This window comes from Cognatundibacterium luofuense, assembly GCF_018139685.1.
GTDB classification, from domain to species: domain Bacteria; phylum Pseudomonadota; class Gammaproteobacteria; order Burkholderiales; family Burkholderiaceae_D; genus Undibacterium; species Undibacterium luofuense.
In genome coordinates this window covers 1-534 of sequence record NZ_JAGSPN010000090.1, presented here as the reverse complement: position 1 = coordinate 534, position 534 = coordinate 1, and the positions used below count along the sequence as shown (strand labels likewise).

Annotated in this window: 1 pseudogene; it reads left to right on the top strand. The window is 56.4% G+C overall.

Annotation, left to right across the window (positions count from 1 at the left end):
* Nucleotides 1–289: pseudogene (locus KDM89_RS19465) on the top strand (hypothetical protein); the annotation flags it as partial.
* Nucleotides 290–534: the final 245 nt, after the last annotated feature.

Here is a 534-nt window from a genome sequence, read left to right as displayed (position 1 = left end):
AACCCCAACTGCGGTTGCACCGGCAGCACCCGAAAAAAAATCACCCGCAGCACGGGCCAGCAACAAACCAGCCGGCACGAAGCGCGGGAGTGCAGCCCGACCCGTTGCGGGTAAAACGGCTACGCCTGCCAAAGCTGGTCAAGCCAACCCGGCAAAGCCGGTTTCAGCCAGTAAGGCCGGTACCGTTGCGTCGAAAAAAACGCAGAGCCGCCCTGCTGCCAGTACGCAGATGAAAACCAGCTTGCCGCTCAAGACAAAGACGCAGGCGAAGAAACCGACGAAGAAATGAGTCATCGGCAGAGAAACAGGTTGCCTGTCATGCTTCCTGCTCCGTGCCGGAATGAACTTTAAAACGCTGGCTGAGCACACTAGTCGCTCGCCAGCGTTTTTTATCTGCCTCAGTTTTGTGCTGCAGTCAGAGCAGCTTTCAGATCTGCGTCAGTCCAGTTCAGCGTACGGCTTTCTTTCGTCGCTTCACACGTAATCGTCAGTTGGGTCAGGCTGATCAGTTGTACGCCCACATTCACACAGGCG